Origin of the sequence: Priestia sp. YIM B13491 (genome assembly GCF_042787605.1) — a bacterium.
Taxonomy (GTDB): domain Bacteria; phylum Bacillota; class Bacilli; order Bacillales; family Bacillaceae_H; genus Priestia; species Priestia megaterium_E.
The window spans coordinates 570103-585691 of record NZ_JBHZOR010000001.1 but is presented as its reverse complement, the minus strand read 5'-3'; the positions used below and the strand labels follow the sequence as shown (position 1 = coordinate 585691).

The following is a 15589-nucleotide window of genomic DNA, read 5'->3' as shown; positions in this document are numbered from 1 at the left end:
TCAACATGAAGTAGGGAGCCTTCAAACTGTCCCTTTACTTTTGAACTTTTTCTAAATTTAAATTTTTATCCACTTGAAATTTCACTTTTCTACTTTTTTCATCCTCTTTTAATACAACCATTTTACGAGCCCTCTCCATAATTTCAATAAGAGCTTTATAGTCATCTTCCACAATTAACAAGTTGTTTTGCAAAGCTTTTTTTTCTTTTTCCAAAATCGTTACTTTCTCTTGTAAACGTTCAATCTTTTGCTGCAGTTCTTCATTAGCTTCGAGAAGCTCTGACGAGTGCCTTTGCCCTTGATCTACATTTTCTAAATATTTAATTACCTCATTAAGCGAAATATGTTTCTCTGCTTCCATATATGATAAGCGTGCAGGCTGCTCGTCATCTTTTGAAACAGTTCTTGCTTTTAATTCTTTTCTCTGTTTTTTCGCAAGATCAATACCAGTCTTGTATTGTTTGCGCACAAAAGAATTCCAGCGGAAGCCACAAGCTGCTGATGTTCGTGTAAGTTTCTTCCCCACTTCTTCAAATGCAGCTAGCTGAGTGCCACCTTCACGTATATGACGCAGTACAATTTCTGCGAGTAATAAATCTTCATCATGAGTCCATGCATCTTGACGAGAAGAAGTCATTTTTCTATCCCTCCTTATCCGTACTTATTAAATGAATATGCACCTACTAGATAAGATAGACTATTGTTCCTCTTCTCAATCAAGAAAATCTTTCATATACTTTGAAGCAAAATGGGAAACCCGTGATTCTTTCATCTTTCGCTTATTCACTATATTGCTATGGAAATGCAGTTCATAACTATGCTTTTTTAACGATGACCTTTTGAACCGCTTCTTCATGCTCAGGCGACTCCCACAATATCGAGCAGCGATGAATTTCTTGTTCCATCCGATTCCAAACCCGGCTTTGCTCCCATTTCTCAATAGCGATTTCTTTGTAAGCTTGCAATACATGGGTCGGTTTATGAGTGATAGGCGCTAACCACTCCTCACACCTCATAGTTAGCTCTTTAAACGACGTGACATAGGAAAGAAATCCAATTTGCTTTGCTCGTTCTACTCCATACAGCTGAGCACTGTAGATCATTTCCATCGCTTCTTGATAACGCAGCTTTTCAAGAAGAATGGTTCCTCCTCCCCAGCCTGTTGTAATTCCTAAATTCCCTTGAATAAATCCCATTTCGCTATGTGTTGCACTTATACGGAAGTCACATGCAATCGCAAGCTCACATCCTCCTCCAACCGATGTTCCATTCAAAAGGGCAACTGTGGGTTTTGGGAGTGTTAAAATCTCATAAAGAATTTTCCCCATTTTCGTTAACATTTGAGATGCCTCTTTCGAAGTCTTTAGCTCATGAAATACGCTTAAATCTCCTCCACTGCAAAATGCATCTGAACCAGCACCTGTAATTACGAAAGCTTTTACTAACTGATCATGTTTCACATAATCTACAGCTTGCTGCAGTTCATTCATAACATCATAATCAATAGCATTACGCTTTTCAGGACGATTAATCACAAACGTAGCAATGCCTTGGCTTGTAGTAAACAACTCGCTTTTTTTCATGCTTTTTCCTCCTTATAGACAAGGTATGAATCCTTTTACAACAGTAATTGTTTATTTAAAAAGAGTTCTTGTTCTATAAGAAAAATCCTTCTCTTCCAAAGGGCAGAGAAGGAAAAAAGGCAAAAAAAATAAAAGACCCTTTAAGAGGGTCTTTTATTTAAATAAGCAATTATTTGCTTACTACGTCATTTCCTTTGTAAGTACCACAAGCTTTACATACGCGGTGTGATAGTTTCATTTCACCACAATTTGGGCACTCTACCATACCAGGAACTTGTAATTTAAAGTGCGTACGACGCGTTCTTTTCTTCATTTTAGATGTTCTTCTAAAAGGTACAGCCATTATTCCCACCTCCTTAAAAGAATTTTAAAATCATATGAAGGCCCGAAAGCCGGATCTTCGCATTTTTATTTCTTTTTGTCTTTAAAGAAATTTTCGAGTACGGCTAAGCGGGGATCTACTTTTTCCTGCTGTTCTTCTTCGGTAACAACTTCCCAGTCTTTTCCTGACTGCGGAGCTGCTCCTGCCGCTTGCTGATTTTCACTAAATACCTGCAGAGGAATTTCAACAATAATTAACTCTTGAATCAAAGGTTGTAAATCAACCGTTTCTCCCTCTACAATGCGTACTTCAGCATCTTCTTCATAATCAGCATTCACATTCAATAAAAACGTTTCAGTTGCGTTAATTTCAAACGGATACGGAACGTCAACTAATGTACGAGCACAAGGCAACGTCATTTCTCCTGAGATTTTAAGGTGAAACGTTACTTTCGAAGAGCTAATGTCGGCTCTTCCTTTCACATTTACATCTGACATTCTACGAATTTGAGGATCAGCATTCATAAACTCTTTGCCGTCAATCACTTCGTCAAATGTTAGACCTTTATTTTGCAACTGATACAATTGATGTATTGTCCATTTCATTGTTAATCACCTCAAGGCAACAAAGGTTATTATAGCTTTCACAAGATTATTTGTCAATATTTTTTCTTTACACTATAATGTACTTAAATATGCTTTTTTGTAAATATTTCTTACTTTCATAAAAAAATGTTTTTAAAACAAAGAGCTAGACTAAAAATAATAAATTAAAAGGAGACATTATGCAAGCAGTTGGAATAATTGTCGAATATAATCCTTTTCATAATGGACACGCTTATCATTTGCAGCAAGCGAAACAACAAACCAGAGCAGATTGTGTGATTGCTGTGATGAGCGGGCACTTTTTGCAGCGCGGAGAGCCTGCTCTTGTATCAAAATGGTCCCGCACAAGAATGGCTTTAGCCGCTGGTGCAGACTTAGTCGTTGAATTACCCTATGCTTTTTCTACTCAAAAAGCTGAAACATTCGCAAGCGGCGCTATTTCTATTTTAGAATCCCTTCGCGCTGACTTTGTATGCTTTGGCAGCGAAAATGGCAATATTGACTCATTTACCCGCACCGCTGATTTGCTCGAAGCTCATGAATCAGAACTATCCGCTTTAATTCAACAAGAGATGAAAAAAGGGAACAGTTATCCAAAAGCAGCTTCCAACGCTTTCTTACAGCTTTTCACGGAGGCTCCTATTGATTTATCTCAGCCAAATAATGTGCTTGGAATGAGCTATGTAGCTGCCATTAAAAAACAGCATGCATCTATTAAACCATATACAATCACTCGAATTCAATCACATTATCACGATGATTCCCTATCTTCTTCTTTTATTTCAAGCGCTACAAGCATACGTAAAGCTATTTTTGACAGCAGCAGCCATGAGGATCTGAGCAAGCACATGCCAGTTAGTACAGCAAATGAATTAGCAGCTTACAAGCAAGCACACGGACAGTTTCATCATTGGGAGCATTATTTCCCATTTTTGAAATACAAATTATTAACTACTCCGCTTTATGACTTACAGCGTATTTATGAAATAGAAGAAGGTATTGAACATCGGCTGCTATCTTATATTTCTTCAGCTACTTCATTTGAAGATTTTTTAACAAAGGTTAAAACGAAGCGATATACGAGAACCCGTTTACAGCGCATGTGCGTTCACCTTTTAACCAATACAACAAAAAGTGAGATGCAACAAGCTGATCCTTACATTCGCTTATTGGGAATGTCAAAGACCGGACAAGACTATTTAAAAACAATTAAGAAAAAGCTGTCTCTTCCTATTGTATCCACTGTCTCGCAATGTAAACTAAAAGAAATTGATATCGATATTAAAGCGACACATGTTTATAGTATGCCGTTTCAAGAGCCTCTGCGCTCTCAATTTATGAAACAAGAATACACGCAGCCTCCTATCATTTGGCCATAAAAAAATCGTCTGCAAGAGACGATTTTTTTATGGTTTCAGCTTTTCTAAATACGTGACGGCATCCGAAAATGAATCTACGGGTACAATTTTCATATCACTGTCTATTTTTTTAGCTGTCTTCACTGCTTCTCGGTAGTTAGAGCCCGCAGCCCCTTTTTCATTTGGTGCAAAGAAAATTTCTGCTCCTTCTTTATCTGCGGCTACAATTTTTTGCGAAATACCTCCGATTGGTCCTACCTCTCCTTTATCATTGATAGTCCCTGTACCTGCAACGCGATGGCCTTTTGTCATGTCCTCTTTAACAAGCTGATTATAAATTTCAAGCGAGAACATCAGTCCCGCTGAAGGCCCTCCTATTTTTTCAGTATCAATATGTATATCGGGCTTAACTTTTAGTTCTTGGTTCGTTTCTAAGGCAATTCCTAAGCCTACTCGTTTCGGCTCGTCAGGGAATGCTTTAACTTTTAGAGTATGTTTGCTTTCTTTGCCATCTCTTTTTACATAGATTGATACTGAATCTCCTGCTTTTTTAGTCGATACGTAGTTGATTAAGTCCTCAGCAGTTTGAATTTTTTTCTCTTCTACTTTCGTCACTACATCTCCAACATGAAGTTTTCCATGTGCAGGCATATTTTCTACGACATATGTAACATATACGCCTTTATTGAGATAAGAAACGCTCTTTCCAGCTTTTTCGTATGCGACTGAAATAGCAGCATTTTTTGACGTATCCATCATATGTAATTGCCTTGTCGAGTAATCTTCATCGCTTTCACCTTGCTGCAAAATTTGCTTTGTAGGGAAAATTTCATGAAAGTCCTGTATTTTCGCAAGACCATATGAAAGAGGAGTTGCTCTGCCCATTCTTACAGTTGTCAGCATAAACGTCCCTTTTTCATGGTATCCATCTTCTACTTTAATAATAGGCGCAAGTTCTTCTGCCATTCCAGGCTTTGTAATGTAGTACGGCAAAGGATAAAAACAAAGCATTGCCACCACTGCAATAACAGCCAAATATACCAAAATTCTAATTCTAGATTTCACTTTTTTTGTTCTCCTTCCAATGATCAATTGCTTGCAGGATAGAAGGCAACTGCTCATGTGCTGCTTGTTCACCAATTGAAATCATTTCTTGAATGTTTGTAAACGCTCTGGAACTAAAAGTATCGAGATTAGGACGAATCATAATGTCTGAAGCAATGGTCCGATGAGCTACTAGCTCATCTTGCAAAATATCTAAACTTTGCATAATGACATCAAAAATAGAGCTAATTTCTGCATTCACTTTCGCTTTTGATACATCGACTCCAATGACAATATCAGATCCCATTTCTTTTACAACCGACACAGGAATACGGTCTACTACCCCGCCGTCTACAAGCAATCGTCCATCAATTACTTCGGGAGCAAAGATTCCTGGAATTGAAATGCTTGCTCTCACCGCTTCAGCGATAGGTCCTTTTTTAAACACCACTTTCTCTCCTGTTTTCAAATCTGTCGCTACAATGGCAAACGGTATAGATAGCTGTTCAATGGTTCTATTTTGCGTAAAGGTGCGAACCAACGATTTTACTCTGTTGCCCGTAATAAATCCCATTTTAGGCACGGTAAAATCCAAATAATACTTTCGTTTGAACGTTAGCGCCATTTTATAAAGAGTTGCCAGTTCAATACCTGACGCATATAGTGCACCAACTAAAGCTCCCATGCTGCTGCCAGCTAGAAAATCAATAGGAATGTTATTTTCTGTTAGCGTTTTGATTACTCCTAAATGTGCAAAACCTCTAGCTCCACCTGAGCCTAACGCAACTCCTATTTTTGGGCTTTCCACTTTACCTGCCCCCTCGTTTTACCTTATAGACTTCTAAAAATGTAAAAACATTTGATGAGCTTCTCTATCATTGTTGCCCTGTCTTCGGTAGGACTATTCTTCATTTTGTATTTGTTCATTTAGTATGAAGCTAAAGATATGTTTTGCTCAATGCACGGTGGTTATTAAGCATTATACTATACTGAAGGTTGTTTTAAGAAATTCTTGCTCTTCGCTTGCTGCGTATACGTTTTTTTACTCCTTGACTATCTTAGAAGTGCATTGATTTATGTATATGAATTGTATTTCCAAATGTGACAAGACGCCTTTTTATTCAGTATGAATTTATTTTCTCCTTACTCATAGGCATAAAGTCGATGCATAGCTTCGTATATTGATATATAGAAGAACTTGTACATTTGCCTAAAACTCCTCATTTCATTCATATCAAAATGACGTGAGCTTAGAAAAGGAGATGAATCGTTCATTGAATAAATCGATGGTGAAAACACTTCTGCTCGGGACGAGCGTAACGCTTCTCGCTATTGCGCTTATTGTATATCCAAAAGAAGCGCTAGAAGGTTCAGTAAGAGGTCTCAACACATGGTGGAAGGTCGTCTTTCCTTCTCTGCTGCCCTTTTTTATTGTTTCAGAAATGCTTATTGGGTTTGGCGTAGTGAAGTTCATTGGGATCTTATTAGAGCCGTTTATGAGGCCTTTATTTCGAGTACCTGGAGTAGGGGGTTTTGCTTTAGCAATGGGCATGGCTTCTGGGTTTCCTTCAGGTGCAAAAATCACTTCCCGGCTGCGTCAAGAAAAGCAGCTAACAGCTATCGAAGCTGAAAGACTCGTATCATTTACTAACTCATCTAACCCTATTTTTATTTTTGGAGCTGTGGCAGTTGGCTTTTTCCACAATCCAGCTGTCGGTATCATATTAGCTCTCTCACATTACATAGGGAATATTTGTGTAGGATTGGTGATGCGTTTTTATGGATCAGCAAAACCGAAAGGACAAGTAACTCAAAAACCTTCTTTATCGTTAGCTTTTCATGAAATGCATAAAACGCGTTTAAAAGATAAGCGTCCTATCGGGAAGCTTCTAGGAGATGCGGTTACTTCTGCTGTTCAATCTCTCTTAATGATTGGCGGTTTTATCATTTTATTTTCTGTATTAAACAAACTTTTATATGTTACTCATATCACGGCCGTTTTAAGCAGCGGTCTAGCTTATTTATTTTCCCTCTGTCATATAGGGACTGAACTGAGCCTCCCCTTTATTTCAGGGCTTTTTGAAATCACGCTAGGAAGCCGTCTAGCAAGTGAAGCGCCTGATACGCTGCTGTTTCATCAAATTATCATCGTTAGCTTTGTATTAGGCTTCAGCGGTTTCTCCGTTCAAGCACAAGTGGCTAGTATACTCGCAGAAACAGATATTCGATTTTTTCCGTTTTTTATTGCACGCATTTTTCACGGCTTTTTTGCGGTAGTATTCACTATCTTTCTATGGGGTCCTCTTCGAGAATCCATTACTACTTTTCAAGCATCAGAAGGAGCACTGCCGGTTTTTTCTCACTTGGAGTCCATTACGATTCTATCGCAGTGGCTAAACGTGTACGGTCCGCTCTTAACGATTTTTACGCTATGCTGCTATATTTATATATATTCAAAACGAACGTTTCTTCATCGTTCCTAGTAAAAAAAGAACGTGACGTTTTTTTATCGGCAAAGAAAACGTCACGTTCTTTTTTATCTTATTTTTGAGACAGCTGTTCAAATTTTTCCGCAAGCGCTTCTCTAACAGGGGGAGGAACTAATTCAGAAATATTCCCGCCATATTTAGCTACTTCTTTTACAATACTAGAACTTAAAAACGAGTATTGATTATTTGTCATCATAAATAACGTTTCGATCTCTTTATCTAATACGCGATTTACAGATGTGATTTGCATTTCGTACTCAAAATCCGATACCGCACGCAAACCTCTTAAAATGGTCTTTGCCTGCTTTTCTTTTGCATATTCCATTAATAATCCGCTGTACGACTCGACTACCACATTAGGAAGTGATTTTGTTACTTCTTTCAGCAAAGCTACTCGCTCTTCCCCTGTAAATAGAGGACTTTTTGAAGAGTTATTTAAAACAACCACATAAATCGTATCAAATACATTTGCGCCTCGTTTAATAATATCAAAATGTCCATTTGTAACTGGATCAAAGCTTCCTGGACAAACAGCTATACTGCCCATACGTATCCCCTTTCTACATCTAACAGCTCATTGATTTATTCAACTGATTCTTCTTTTTTGTATGTATAAATAGAAACACCAATGATACCGTACGTTTCGCTTTTTATTTTTTCAAATAAACCAATCTCATTATCTAAATGTACATCATGAGAATGCTCCGCTACAATAATTCCTGTTTTTGCTAGAAGGTTTTCTTCACTTACCGTTTCGATAAGCGCTTTCAACTTTTGTGCTTTATACGGTGGATCAAGCAAAAGTAAATCGACCGTCAGCTCCCTTTTCTTTATCGCTTTCAGTGCACGTTCTGCATCATTTCGATACACTTCAGCGCGGTCTTCTAACCGGCAAGATGCTAAGTTTGCTTTAATCGTCTGAATCGCTTTGCCATCCCGATCCACAAAAATGACTTTATCTATTCCTCGGCTTAGAGCTTCAATTCCCAAGCCACCGCTTCCACCGAACAAATCAAGAGCTGTTCCACCTTCAAAAAACGGTCCAATCATATTAAAAATAGCTTCTTTCACCTTATCTGTTGTAGGGCGGGTTGAGTATCCTGGAACCGCCTTTAACGCATGGCCTTTATATAAACCTGCTACTACTCTCATCCTTATCACTACCTTACTTTTACTTCCTTATTCTTCATTATCCTAACATATTTTGAATTACAAAGACTAGCAAAAATCCTCAATTTATTCAATGCTGTATACATTCTGTGCAATAACCCAGCAGCTTGCTTTTATGCTGGACTTTTATGACCGTGTCCTTAGATACACTGATTCTTTTCTAGAAGATACACCTATGAAGATCATTCGGCATTTCGTTCATAGAAGATTTCCTTTACTTTAATATGTCATAATAAACGTAAATTTACCCTTTTTCTCTGTCATGTTATCAGTCTTTTATGTATGAAAAAGTGAATTTCACAAGACAGGTATATGAACGTTTAAAACGGACATACTGACTAGTAACAACATCATCTAACCGATGTTGTTGCCAACCGCGGAGAAGACTTACGTTTCCCCATAAGTTCTTCCTCCGGTTTCTCCTCTCCCTTTGCCTTCATCAAGGTGCTTGTAATCGCAGAGGTGATTACACCCCTTTATTGAAGGGCCCTACAATGAGTAGTTGTAGGGATTTTTTTATTTACTCTTAAAATATTCAATGATACATTAAACTACGTGAGTTTGCTTTTTTAATACATAAAGGGGGAAATACATATGATTCAGCGTTTTATTGAGCTCGGAGAAGGGTATTCAGATATTTATGAGCTGTTAGAGATTGTCAAAAGCAACAAACACCGTCTTGCTCATCTTATTATGCTGCGAACAGTAAAAGAAGATCGACAAGTAGCTTCTTTTGTCGCTGTCTTGCATCCAACAGCTGAAGGGAATTTCCAACCGCTTTACGTTTGCCGAGAAGGAATTGTTTTAAAACAAAACGACAGCAAGCGCGTTGAGTTATTTAAACAAGCTGCTGAGGAAGCGGGAAAAGAAATTGTGGTACTCGATGTCAAACCATCTACTACATTTCCAGAAACAGCACTATACTATCAGCACCTTATTGGCATTTTGCGAATGAACCGCTTTATTCCGCCAATGCAATAATCTCATCCCTGCCTATTCATTTGCCAAGGGCAAGTAAAATAAAAAAAGGAATGTACATCACATTCCTTTTTTGTTTAAATTCCTATCTTATAGTCATATTCCTTCGCCTTATCCGGCTTTGAATTTTCGAATTCTGTTTTTAAAAACGGCCGATAAGAAGGATCTACTTTCTTCACAAAAGGTAGAGACTGAAGTTTATGGATTGTTTTTTCAATGCCATCTTGGTTGCAATATAAGACAACATACTTTAATTCTTTAGATACGTAATGTACATTTCCGTACTTTCGCAATGCTTTTGCTTGCTTAACAGAATGCACATACGCCACAATTCCTTGACGTTCAACAAACATATTTAGTTCCCCTTTTGCATACGTTATATTGGTTTTCTTTATCATAAATTCTTTTATATGAAGTAGGTGCTTTATGTATGAATTTAGATGATATCTGGATGCTCTTTCTTACTCATTTTAACGAGCAGAGAGCTATTGAACAAGTCATTTTCAAAAAAATCACAAATATACCCTTTTTGTATATAAACACATCAATTGAGCGTAGAAAAATAGATGAGCTTCTAGAAGCTTCATCTATTTTTGCTACATCCAATACAAATGCTACGTGGCGCTCAACTTTTGTCAGAAGTCAGCATCTTACTTATGTTTATCAGCACAGGTTTTACGTTCCACAGCGTAAAATGGCCTGCTGCGGAAATTCCTGTGCTGATTGCGTTCGATTTATACAGTGAACGGCTTATGCGCTGCACCCACAGCTTCCACCAGATCCGCAGCCACCGCCGCAGCTGCTTCCCGTATCAAAAAACGGATTTCCCGTCGGTACTTTCACGTGCTCTGAAACAGCTTGACCAAGGATAACGCTAATTTCATCAAGCAGCTTTTGTAATTCATTTTCTGCTTTTTTGAACGCAGCGATTGTCGCGTGTAAATCAACTTGACGCTTTACATCACGTACTTGTCTCGTAATGGTTTTATAATCAGGATGATATTTTCCAAATCGCTGAACATCCTCATACTGTTCCTTTATTTTCACAAATTCAGCAATTAATGCCTGTGCATGTGAATCTTTATTTAATCTATATAAACATTGACGATAGTTCTCGGCTACGTCTGATTGTAACACCATGTTCGCTACGTGATCAGACTCATCGAGTAATTCAACAGTTCTCATTGTTGTCAGCATGGCTGTGCACCTCCGTTTTTATCTTATCACGTTTTGGATCTAAAGAAAAAGAACTTGCTAAAACAGCTTACACTGATTTACTACAAGTTCTACTTTTTAACTATATAATTTCAACCGTAAAGGTATTCCTCACTTGATAACTTTCTTCTTTAGATTTCATCAGTTCAATCGTAACAGTATGAGATCCTTTTGGAAGATCACTTAAAACAAAGGCTGCTTGCTTCATTTCTTTAAATGGTTTTCCATCTACTGTGATTTGAAGGAATCCACTCTCTGTTGAAAATGAAAACCCGCTTAGAATACATTCGACGTATACGTTTTGTCCTTTCACATGCTGGTGTACCATCAGTGAAGGTTTTGTATTCATTGCACCAAACGTTTCAGCTGCACGCGGTTGAGAGGGAATTTTAGTTTCAGGTTTTGGTTTATCATGGTTGCATCCTAGCAGAGAAACTACACATAAGGCCGTCGTTAATAGTAAGCGCATAATACCATTCCTTTATCATTCGTTTCTCCATAGTGTTTACAAACTCTTTGTTTTTACTCATGACATGCAAAAATCTCTGCATCGCTATGTATGCAGAGATCATTGATTTTTCATGGACTGAAACATATGAAACATCATGTTTGCCATTTGAATGGAATTCGAAAACTTTTCGACTTTATGAGGAATCGTTTGTTTGTAGTAGTGCTTGGATTCTAATTCAAATTTCTCGAGTTCTTCAGGATTTCTAGATAAACGCCGGTACCACATTGGCTGTTCACGAACGAAGTCGTTGAGTTTAGGACGAGACTGCATATACTCGTATATATCTTTTCTCATTGCGTTTAATCTTTCCTAAAGCCAAATGGATTCCCTGGCCCGGAAGCTGCTCCTCCACCGGATGGCTTAGATGGCTGAAATTGCTGCAGTACTTGTTGAATATTCGAAATAGCTGAATTTACATTTGTGATATGATTTTGCATTTGATTCAAGTCCATGTTTTTCAGCGAGGATACAATTGTACCCATAATATCTTTTTTCTCCTCTGTTGCAGCAGCTGGTTCAGCCTTTGCACTTTCTTCTGAACGATATGCCTCCCACATTGGATCTTCTGCACCGAATAAATACCAATCTTCATAAAGCTCTTTCCACGTTTTTTGCTGCTTTCGAACCTGTTCTACTAATTTGGGATGTGATTTTACAAATTGTTTAAATTCCACAACGGACGGATGAAGCTCTCGTTTGGTTTCCTTCACAGTCACTCACCTCATACTTAAATATAGCCTACTATATCTTAGAAAAAGAGAGCTCGTTTCGTGCGCCTATTTCAAAAATTTTTTATAGCTGTTTTTTTGAAGAAGCACGAACTGTGAACCAGTATGTAATGAAAATAGATAAAATGCTTAGCCAAAATGTAAAATAACCAATTTCAGACATATACGCATTGAGCATACTGTATCTTGGCATCATAGAAAAAACGTAATCAATGATATCATTATGTACGGCCCATACAGCGGCAACAGCTATATGCCATAATTTAATCCGGTAAAACGGTACGTATAAAAGCCCTTGAAAAGCCATTGCTGCATGAGAAGCCATTAACATAAGCATCATCCAATCAATGTATCCTGTTAACACATAGACCAATACATTCATTACGACGGCCCAAATCCCGTATTTAAACAGCGTGATCATTGCTAAAGCTTCAAACAATGAAAAATGCTTTCCAAGTAAAAGACCGATAAGTACAATAACAAAAAACAAGCTTGCCGTTGGACTATCAGGCACAAATAATAAAAACTTCTTAGGCGTTTCCGCTAATTGGCTTCCATACCAAATATACCCGTAGATTGTTCCTAGTATATTCACGATCAGCAGAAGCGTTAAAAAACGCTTATCTTTTAAGGTATACCATAACCAAGCCATTTAGAAAGTCTCCTTTACATTTAATCTCTTCTTTATTATGTACAGTTTTTGAACAATAGCAAGCACCTATCTCATTGATGTAAACCACAGCATTAAATAAATTCAAAAAAAAACCAGCCCTTTGGCTGATTTTCACTATTCTTTCCCTAAGTTGCCGACAAATTCCGAGAGCGTTTTCAATTCTTTATCTGAACCTTTGAAAACACCTTTTGGCATATTGCCTTTCCCATTTTTTGCGATATTGGCGATTTCTTCAGGAGATAAATCAATGCCTGTTAAAGCCGGAGCTGCAGGGCCTCCCTGTAAGTTATCACCATGACAGGTCAAGCACGTTTGTTCTTGCATGATTTTGTAGCCTTCTGAATTTTTGTCAATCGCTACTTCTTCTCTAATTTTCCCTTGCTCTTCACGCGCTTTCCAATCCACCTGTGTGGCTGACTGCCACGTTAGGAAAAAGACTGCTGCTATAGCCAAAAGCATGAATCCTGTTGCAAACGGCCTCTTAGCTGGTCTTCTTTCTGGCCCTCGATCAATGAACGGAGCAAGCATTAATGCGCCAAATGCAATCCCTGGAATAATAAATGCACCTATAATATTATATGGACCAGAAGCAAATGAATATTTAAGCAATTGATATAGGAACAAAAAATACCAGTCAGGAAGAGGCAAGTACCCCGTATCAGTCGGATCGGCAATACGTTCAAGAGGAGATGGATGAGCGATGGTTAAACATAGATAACCGATTAAAAAAACTGCACCTACCATCCATTCTTTTAGTAAAAAGTTTGGCCAGAATGCTTCTGTTTTCCCTGGAAATTCAGAGTAATCTTTTGGAATATTGGGTTTTCGTTCTGCAGGAACACGTGAATCTCCAACAAACTTCATCCCTTTACCACGATGCATGTTCTCCCTCCTTTTTCTCACTGTTCTAGTGAAAGTACTAACAACGGAGTATGTGCTTGATGCATATGATGACTAGTGTGATTGACTAATTGAATAAAGCGTATAAAATTTTATAGTGGTCCTGAAATTCCTTGTTTACGAATCATTAAGAAGTGGGCACCCATTAAGCCAAGTAGAGCTCCGGGTAAAAAGAATACGTGAATGGCGAAAAAGCGAGTTAGTGTTTGAGCACCAACGATGTCTGGATGTCCTGAGAGTAATGTCTTCACTTGCTGGCCTATAATTGGTGTGGATTCGGCAATTTGCAAACCTACTTTCGTTGCAAATAGCGCTTTCATATCCCACGGCAACAAATAACCTGTAAAACCTAAACCTAACATAACAAAGAAAATTAACACACCCACAATCCAGTTTAACTCGCGGGGTTTTTTGTATGCTCCTTGGAAGAAAACACGAAGTGTATGTAAAAACATCATGACGATAACCAAACTTGCTCCCCAGTGATGCATACCTCGAACAATTTGTCCGAAAGCGACTTCATTTTGCAGATAATAAACGGATTCCCATGCATTTTTTATATCTGGTACATAATACATGGTTAAAAACATGCCTGATAAAATTTGAATAACGGTAACAAAAAACGTTAATCCACCAAAACAATACACAAATGCTGAAAAGTGATGTGCAGGATTTACGTGCTCTGGCACTTCATGATCGGCCACATCTCGCCATAAAGGAGTAATATCTAGCCGTTCATCCACCCAGTCATAGATTTTATTCAACATTTTCTATGCCCCTCCTTGTGGTTTGGCTTTTCCTAGATATAACGTACCGCCTTTTACTTTTTGAACGTATACATCTAACGGTCCCATCGGTGGTGTCCCCGGTACATTTTTACCGCTTTTTTCATACATTCCCCCATGACAAGGGCAGTAGAAACGGTGTGGATAGTTTTTGTCACCAGCCCAGTTAACCGTACAGCCTAAATGCTTACAAATTGGTGACAGCGCGACGATTTCACCTTTATCAGTTTTGTACACCCAAGCCGATCTTGGCTCTTCTGATTTATGCCACGCATCCACTTGCTTGATTTTAAAATCGACACGTTTCGGCTCTTTTGTAATGTCTTTAACCTGCGCTACAGCTACTAAATCCTGACCCGCTTCTTTTTCTAAAATTGGATCTACTGCAAAGCGCACCATTGGCATTAACATTCCAGCAGCCATGAATCCCCCTACACCAGTGAGCGTATAGTTTAAAAACTGTCGTCTTGATACCCGATCACCCATGCTTTTCCCCCCTTTAAAAAAGTTCAGTCCAGAGAATTTTGGACACATGATGGACCATTCTATTAAACTAGGACATAATCATGATATATTAATATTTCTGGAAGGTCAATACAATAAAAACCTAAAACATGGAAATAATCTTTATTTTTCTAAATTTTTTGTCATTATTTTGTGTGCGCTTCCATTACTTATTCTACAGTCTTTTTAAACACTCCATTTCTCTACAAAAATCGGTAAGAGCTGTTGAACTTGTTCATGGATGAGCTTATACTTATGCGACTCATCTATATGCTCAAGAGGTAAAGCAGGTATCCAAATGCAGTGCGCCCCTATTTCTTTTTCAAACTGCAGCCAGTCTCGGTCGCTAGTAAGCACAAAAAGATGTTTGACTTCATTGTCATTTATATGCTCATTCCAACGAAGTAATGTTTCATAAACAGCAGCTACTCCATCTTTTTTTAAGTATGTAAAACTAGGTGTTAAAATCACTCTTCCTTTAAATTGCCTTTCTAACTCTTCAGTAAGAGCAGTCGTATATTCACTCATAGATGCAGTAAGCTTTAAATCTTCTCCGAAATCAATCGGAATGAGCGGAACCAATACGGTATCAACATAACTTTTGGATTGTAGGTACACATCCATTTCCTTGGCCTGAAGCTTCAACTTTCTTCTCCTCTCAGCAAGCCCGCTAAAGCTTGTCTTATTTATTTTCCAAAATGAATAAGGAGATAAAAAAAGAGAT

The 15589-nt window shown here is 38.1% G+C and carries 22 protein-coding genes; 4 read left to right on the top strand and 18 right to left on the bottom strand.

What is annotated here, in order from left to right:
- Positions 1 to 34: 34 nt before the first annotated feature.
- The 4 genes from ACFX4E_RS03050 to ACFX4E_RS03035 form a co-directional block, all read right to left on the bottom strand.
- The gene (locus ACFX4E_RS03050) at positions 35 to 637 is read right to left on the bottom strand and encodes an RsfA family transcriptional regulator (protein WP_013058974.1); all 603 of its coding nucleotides are present in this window, start codon (positions 635 to 637) and stop codon (positions 35 to 37) included.
- A gap of 178 nt (positions 638 to 815) precedes the next feature.
- Complete coding sequence (locus tag ACFX4E_RS03045) at positions 816 to 1583, bottom strand: enoyl-CoA hydratase/isomerase family protein (protein ID WP_028410758.1); 768 nt, start codon at positions 1581 to 1583, stop codon at positions 816 to 818.
- A gap of 169 nt (positions 1584 to 1752) precedes the next feature.
- Positions 1753 to 1926, bottom strand: coding sequence for a 50S ribosomal protein L32 (gene rpmF, locus ACFX4E_RS03040; RefSeq protein ID WP_013058976.1), 174 nt, complete (start codon positions 1924 to 1926; stop codon positions 1753 to 1755).
- 65 nt (positions 1927 to 1991) lie between these two features.
- A complete protein-coding gene (locus tag ACFX4E_RS03035; RefSeq protein ID WP_014458367.1) occupies positions 1992 to 2510 on the bottom strand; it encodes a YceD family protein in 519 nt (172 codons plus the stop codon).
- Between the two features lie 179 nt (positions 2511 to 2689).
- Here ACFX4E_RS03035 and ACFX4E_RS03030 point away from each other — a divergent pair, with 179 nt between their 5' ends.
- Positions 2690 to 3889 (top strand): nucleotidyltransferase, encoded by a 1200-nt coding sequence (locus ACFX4E_RS03030; protein ID WP_377237901.1) that lies wholly within the window; start codon positions 2690 to 2692, stop codon positions 3887 to 3889.
- A gap of 27 nt (positions 3890 to 3916) precedes the next feature.
- Here the strand turns inward: ACFX4E_RS03030 and ACFX4E_RS03025 are convergent, their stop codons facing one another.
- Both ACFX4E_RS03025 and ACFX4E_RS03020 read right to left on the bottom strand, forming a co-directional pair.
- A complete protein-coding gene (locus ACFX4E_RS03025) occupies positions 3917 to 4933 on the bottom strand; it encodes a SepM family pheromone-processing serine protease (protein WP_377237902.1) in 1017 nt (338 codons plus the stop codon).
- Positions 4923 to 5720 (bottom strand): patatin-like phospholipase family protein, encoded by a 798-nt coding sequence (locus ACFX4E_RS03020; protein ID WP_013058980.1) that lies wholly within the window; start codon positions 5718 to 5720, stop codon positions 4923 to 4925. The genes ACFX4E_RS03025 and ACFX4E_RS03020 overlap by 11 nt, the downstream gene beginning before the upstream one ends.
- Before the next feature lie 466 nt (positions 5721 to 6186).
- Between ACFX4E_RS03020 and ylbJ the strand changes: the two genes are divergently transcribed.
- Positions 6187 to 7395: a sporulation integral membrane protein YlbJ gene (gene ylbJ, locus ACFX4E_RS03015; protein WP_028410755.1), complete on the top strand. Its 1209-nt coding sequence runs from the start codon at positions 6187 to 6189 to the stop codon at positions 7393 to 7395.
- Positions 7396 to 7453: 58 nt separating this feature from the next.
- On the opposite strand, the gene coaD is transcribed toward ylbJ, so the two are convergent.
- Entirely contained in the window at positions 7454 to 7948 is a 495-nt protein-coding gene (gene coaD, locus ACFX4E_RS03010; RefSeq protein WP_013058982.1) for a pantetheine-phosphate adenylyltransferase, read from the bottom strand.
- Between the two features lie 35 nt (positions 7949 to 7983).
- Entirely contained in the window at positions 7984 to 8553 is a 570-nt protein-coding gene (rsmD, locus tag ACFX4E_RS03005) for a 16S rRNA (guanine(966)-N(2))-methyltransferase RsmD (RefSeq protein WP_013084870.1), read from the bottom strand.
- A gap of 612 nt (positions 8554 to 9165) precedes the next feature.
- Here rsmD and ACFX4E_RS03000 point away from each other — a divergent pair.
- A complete protein-coding gene (locus ACFX4E_RS03000) occupies positions 9166 to 9552 on the top strand; it encodes a DUF7147 family protein (RefSeq protein ID WP_014458362.1) in 387 nt (128 codons plus the stop codon).
- Between the two features lie 74 nt (positions 9553 to 9626).
- Here ACFX4E_RS03000 and ACFX4E_RS02995 read toward each other — a convergent pair whose 3' ends face one another.
- Complete coding sequence (locus tag ACFX4E_RS02995; RefSeq protein WP_013058985.1) at positions 9627 to 9902, bottom strand: YlbG family protein; 276 nt, start codon at positions 9900 to 9902, stop codon at positions 9627 to 9629.
- A gap of 77 nt (positions 9903 to 9979) precedes the next feature.
- On the opposite strand from ACFX4E_RS02995, the gene ACFX4E_RS02990 reads away from it, so the two are divergent.
- Positions 9980 to 10294 carry a hypothetical protein gene (locus tag ACFX4E_RS02990; protein ID WP_028410753.1) on the top strand — a complete coding sequence of 105 codons (315 nt, stop codon included), beginning with the start codon at positions 9980 to 9982 and terminating at the stop codon, positions 10292 to 10294.
- Between the two features lie 5 nt (positions 10295 to 10299).
- Here ACFX4E_RS02990 and ACFX4E_RS02985 read toward each other — a convergent pair whose 3' ends face one another.
- The 9 genes from ACFX4E_RS02985 to ACFX4E_RS02945 form a co-directional block, all read right to left on the bottom strand.
- Positions 10300 to 10746 carry a YlbF/YmcA family competence regulator gene (locus ACFX4E_RS02985; RefSeq protein ID WP_028410752.1) on the bottom strand — a complete coding sequence of 149 codons (447 nt, stop codon included), beginning with the start codon at positions 10744 to 10746 and terminating at the stop codon, positions 10300 to 10302.
- Between the two features lie 100 nt (positions 10747 to 10846).
- The gene (locus ACFX4E_RS02980) at positions 10847 to 11233 is read right to left on the bottom strand and encodes a carbohydrate-binding protein (protein ID WP_028410751.1); all 387 of its coding nucleotides are present in this window, start codon (positions 11231 to 11233) and stop codon (positions 10847 to 10849) included.
- Positions 11234 to 11332: 99 nt separating this feature from the next.
- Positions 11333 to 11569, bottom strand: coding sequence for a YlbE-like family protein (locus ACFX4E_RS02975; protein ID WP_013058988.1), 237 nt, complete (start codon positions 11567 to 11569; stop codon positions 11333 to 11335).
- A gap of 5 nt (positions 11570 to 11574) precedes the next feature.
- On the bottom strand, positions 11575 to 11985 hold the full coding sequence (gene ylbD / locus ACFX4E_RS02970) for a YlbD family protein (RefSeq protein ID WP_013058989.1): 411 nt from the start codon (positions 11983 to 11985) through the stop codon (positions 11575 to 11577).
- 82 nt (positions 11986 to 12067) lie between these two features.
- Positions 12068 to 12655 carry a lipoprotein heptaprenylglyceryl N-acetyltransferase LhaT gene (gene lhaT / locus ACFX4E_RS02965; RefSeq protein ID WP_050689693.1) on the bottom strand — a complete coding sequence of 196 codons (588 nt, stop codon included), beginning with the start codon at positions 12653 to 12655 and terminating at the stop codon, positions 12068 to 12070.
- 135 nt (positions 12656 to 12790) lie between these two features.
- The gene (locus ACFX4E_RS02960; RefSeq protein WP_013058991.1) at positions 12791 to 13558 is read right to left on the bottom strand and encodes a menaquinol-cytochrome c reductase cytochrome b/c subunit; all 768 of its coding nucleotides are present in this window, start codon (positions 13556 to 13558) and stop codon (positions 12791 to 12793) included.
- A gap of 110 nt (positions 13559 to 13668) precedes the next feature.
- The gene (gene qcrB / locus ACFX4E_RS02955) at positions 13669 to 14343 is read right to left on the bottom strand and encodes a menaquinol-cytochrome c reductase cytochrome b subunit (RefSeq protein WP_013058992.1); all 675 of its coding nucleotides are present in this window, start codon (positions 14341 to 14343) and stop codon (positions 13669 to 13671) included.
- Positions 14344 to 14346: 3 nt separating this feature from the next.
- Positions 14347 to 14847 (bottom strand): QcrA and Rieske domain-containing protein, encoded by a 501-nt coding sequence (locus tag ACFX4E_RS02950; protein WP_013058993.1) that lies wholly within the window; start codon positions 14845 to 14847, stop codon positions 14347 to 14349.
- Positions 14848 to 15051: 204 nt separating this feature from the next.
- On the bottom strand, positions 15052 to 15510 hold the full coding sequence (locus ACFX4E_RS02945) for a YpiF family protein (protein ID WP_255257689.1): 459 nt from the start codon (positions 15508 to 15510) through the stop codon (positions 15052 to 15054).
- Between the last annotated feature and the right edge of the window lie 79 nt (positions 15511 to 15589).

Excerpts from the sequence above, each read along its gene's own strand:
- rsmD (WP_013084870.1), bottom strand. The coding sequence starts at position 8,553 with ATGAGAGTAGTAGCAGGTTTATATAAAGGCCATGCGTTAAAGGCGGTT.
- ACFX4E_RS02950 (WP_013058993.1), bottom strand. The coding sequence starts at position 14,847 with ATGGGTGATCGGGTATCAAGACGACAGTTTTTAAACTATACGCTCACT.
- ACFX4E_RS02985 (WP_028410752.1), bottom strand. The coding sequence starts at position 10,746 with ATGCTGACAACAATGAGAACTGTTGAATTACTCGATGAGTCTGATCAC.
- ACFX4E_RS02960 (WP_013058991.1), bottom strand. The coding sequence starts at position 13,558 with ATGCATCGTGGTAAAGGGATGAAGTTTGTTGGAGATTCACGTGTTCCT.
- qcrB (WP_013058992.1), bottom strand. The coding sequence starts at position 14,343 with ATGTTGAATAAAATCTATGACTGGGTGGATGAACGGCTAGATATTACT.
- ACFX4E_RS03035 (WP_014458367.1), bottom strand. The coding sequence starts at position 2,510 with ATGAAATGGACAATACATCAATTGTATCAGTTGCAAAATAAAGGTCTA.
- ACFX4E_RS03000 (WP_014458362.1), top strand. The coding sequence starts at position 9,166 with ATGATTCAGCGTTTTATTGAGCTCGGAGAAGGGTATTCAGATATTTAT.
- rpmF (WP_013058976.1), bottom strand. The coding sequence starts at position 1,926 with ATGGCTGTACCTTTTAGAAGAACATCTAAAATGAAGAAAAGAACGCGT.
- ACFX4E_RS02995 (WP_013058985.1), bottom strand. The coding sequence starts at position 9,902 with ATGTTTGTTGAACGTCAAGGAATTGTGGCGTATGTGCATTCTGTTAAG.
- coaD (WP_013058982.1), bottom strand. The coding sequence starts at position 7,948 with ATGGGCAGTATAGCTGTTTGTCCAGGAAGCTTTGATCCAGTTACAAAT.
- ACFX4E_RS03050 (WP_013058974.1), bottom strand. The coding sequence starts at position 637 with ATGACTTCTTCTCGTCAAGATGCATGGACTCATGATGAAGATTTATTA.
- ACFX4E_RS02980 (WP_028410751.1), bottom strand. The coding sequence starts at position 11,233 with ATGCGCTTACTATTAACGACGGCCTTATGTGTAGTTTCTCTGCTAGGA.
- ACFX4E_RS03045 (WP_028410758.1), bottom strand. The coding sequence starts at position 1,583 with ATGAAAAAAAGCGAGTTGTTTACTACAAGCCAAGGCATTGCTACGTTT.
- ACFX4E_RS02975 (WP_013058988.1), bottom strand. The coding sequence starts at position 11,569 with ATGAGAAAAGATATATACGAGTATATGCAGTCTCGTCCTAAACTCAAC.
- ACFX4E_RS03030 (WP_377237901.1), top strand. The coding sequence starts at position 2,690 with ATGCAAGCAGTTGGAATAATTGTCGAATATAATCCTTTTCATAATGGA.
- ACFX4E_RS02990 (WP_028410753.1), top strand. The coding sequence starts at position 9,980 with ATGAATTTAGATGATATCTGGATGCTCTTTCTTACTCATTTTAACGAG.
- lhaT (WP_050689693.1), bottom strand. The coding sequence starts at position 12,655 with ATGGCTTGGTTATGGTATACCTTAAAAGATAAGCGTTTTTTAACGCTT.